Genomic DNA, 2,529 nt, shown 5'->3' with positions numbered 1-2,529 from the left:
TACCTTCTATCTAAGCAGGATACTTGAAATTTAGTTATCAGTTATTCACTAAGCTATTCAGTATTTAGTCTTGAGAAACATTTACCATTAAATAAAGAGTTCCAATTAACATAATTTCAAGTGTAAATGCAGCAAAGCTTATCTTTATACCTAAGCAAGATACTTGAAATTTAGTCATCAATTATTAGACTTAGATATCAGTTATCAGTAAGCTATTCGGCATTTATTTTTGAGGGAAACCTACCATTTAACAAGGGTTTAAACTAGCAAATTTTAAGTTTAAATTAGCAACAAGTTACCTGATACATAAGCAGGATACTTGAAATTAGCAAATTTATTTTTCATCACCCTTGAAAATGGAAAGCTTCAGACCTTATTATTGGTCATTAATTAAGTGTAAATCATAATCTATTTACCGAAATAATTAATAATTAAACAATTAAATAATTAGACCATTCACTCCTTGAAGCCTCCCCTTTCAAGGGGAAAAAAATAAATTTTTTCCTGTTAAGTGTCAATCCTCTCCCTAAAAGGGAGAGGTAATTATCAATTATCAATTATCAATTATCAATTATCAATTATCAATTAATGAACACCCTTCCTTTAGAAATAATTCCTAACTACTCAAGATCATATCCTTATTTTTTCTTGCGACCTGCAGTTGCATCAACTAACTCTAATTCCGATAATCTAAATGTTACTAATTTATCCCAATTTCCTCCTTCAAATAATACAGCAGCTTTACCATCACTTACTCGTTGAACTTGTCCTTGAAAACCATAGTAAGTGTCACCAATATTTTTAACTCTAACTGCTACACCAGGTAAAATCATTATTGATACTCCCATCAAAATATTTGCTAAATTTTACTTTACACTCATTGAAACTGTTTTAATTGTAATTATTTTGGCATTTATGACCTTTATTATCAGGACTTAAACAAATGTACTGTATATAGATTATAAAAACTATAACGTTATAGTTTATGACGCTATATATATGGTCTGCTGCCTAATTCCTAATTATGTCAAAGCAGCAACAGAAACTCCAGCAGCAATTTTTTGAGCGATCGCCCGTAACTCTTGAGCAGAAACAGAATTAGGCTCGCCCACTACAATAGGTATACCAGAATCTCCGCCCTCTCTGACAGGCATTTCCAAAGGAACCCCACCAAGTAAAGGCACTCCCAATTCTCGTGCTGTCCTTTCACCACCACCAGAGCCAAAAATATCATACTTTTTCTCTGGCATATCTGGAGGTACAAAATAACTCATATTTTCCACTATCCCCAAAACAGAAACACCCAACTGCTGGAACATTTTTAAACCCTTACGCGAGTCAAGTAATGCCACAGTTTGAGGAGTCGTCACAATTACCACCCCAGACATAGGAACAGCTTGAGCTAATGTTAATTGAGCATCACCAGTACCAGGTGGCAAGTCTACTAATAAATAATCTAATTCGCCCCATTGCACCTGGTACAAAAATTGTCGGATAATTCCATTCAACATAGGGCCACGCCAAATCACTGGTTGATCCTTGTCAATTAGGAAAGCCATAGAAACCAACTTTACCCCATGATTAAAAGCAGGTTCCAAGACTTCTCCAGATTGTCCTTGTTGTACCATAACCTGAGCATCTGCTAGACCCAACATAGTCGGATCGTTAGGACCATAAATATCAGCATCAATCAAGCCCACCTTAGCACCCATTTGAGCCAATGCTACAGCTACATTAACTGCCACTGTACTTTTACCAACCCCACCTTTGCCACTAGAAATAGCAATAATATTTTTCACTCCACCAATACCTTGGCGATCTGGTATAGCTTTCTGTTGAGGAGTCTCTGCCGTAACATCTACTATAACCTCCTCAACTCCAGGTAATTGCTTTACAGCTTTTTGGCAGTCTTCTACAATAAACTCCCGTAATGGACAAGCTGGAGTTGTCAAAACCAAAGTAAACTTTACTTGCCCATCTACAACGTTAATATTACGAATCATGTTTAGTTCTACCAGACTCTTACGCAGTTCAGGGTCTTCTACTGGTCGCAATACATCTAAAATTGATTTTGTATCAGGCATACTGGACATTTGACTTTCCTCTAAAATTTTTCTTAAGTTTCTCTTAAGATTATATAGCTTTAAGGACTCAGCATTCAGCTAACTTCCTAAGTAGGAACTGCGTTACAAGTAAAAACTTTCTAGGTAAGGGATTTCAATTTTATTAATTTCGTAACACTTTTTTACAGTGTTATAGTTATTACTTATTAACTGATAGAAACATTTAAGCACCTACACAGAATTAATTAGATATTGTTGACTAAAATTATCAAAGACTTTTTTGATATAGCAAAGTAATCTTTTCCAACTTTCAAGTTAGATCAATTTCAATCCATTCATACTTAATAAATTTCCAGAGAGTTTCAATGGAGTTATGCTTGGATGAGTAAGTTGGGAAGCAAAATATATCTAAATTTTTCTCTTTCCACTCTTCTAATTTTTCGAGCATTTTATTACTGGTCTGGAT

At 34.6% G+C, this 2,529-nt stretch carries 3 protein-coding genes; all 3 read right to left on the bottom strand.

The features are described 5' to 3' along the window. Positions 1-638: 638 nt before the first annotated feature. A complete protein-coding gene (locus tag AFK68_RS02090) occupies positions 639-833 on the bottom strand; it encodes an NAD(P)H dehydrogenase subunit NdhS (RefSeq protein ID WP_094671245.1) in 195 nt (64 codons plus the stop codon). A 189-nt stretch (positions 834-1,022) separates the two neighbouring features. Further along, positions 1,023-2,093 carry an Mrp/NBP35 family ATP-binding protein gene (locus AFK68_RS02085; RefSeq protein ID WP_094671243.1) on the bottom strand — a complete coding sequence of 357 codons (1,071 nt, stop codon included), beginning with the start codon at positions 2,091-2,093 and terminating at the stop codon, positions 1,023-1,025. Positions 2,094-2,373: 280 nt separating this feature from the next. Beyond that, positions 2,374-2,511, bottom strand: coding sequence for a transposase (locus AFK68_RS44085; RefSeq protein ID WP_168186288.1), 138 nt, complete (start codon positions 2,509-2,511; stop codon positions 2,374-2,376). Positions 2,512-2,529 lie beyond the last annotated feature (18 nt).

Source organism: Hydrocoleum sp. CS-953 (assembly GCF_002260545.1).
In the GTDB taxonomy this organism is placed as follows: Bacteria; Cyanobacteriota; Cyanobacteriia; order Cyanobacteriales; family Microcoleaceae; genus Trichodesmium.
The sequence above is the reverse complement of the archived record's forward strand: the minus strand, read 5'-3'. Positions and strand labels throughout refer to the sequence as shown.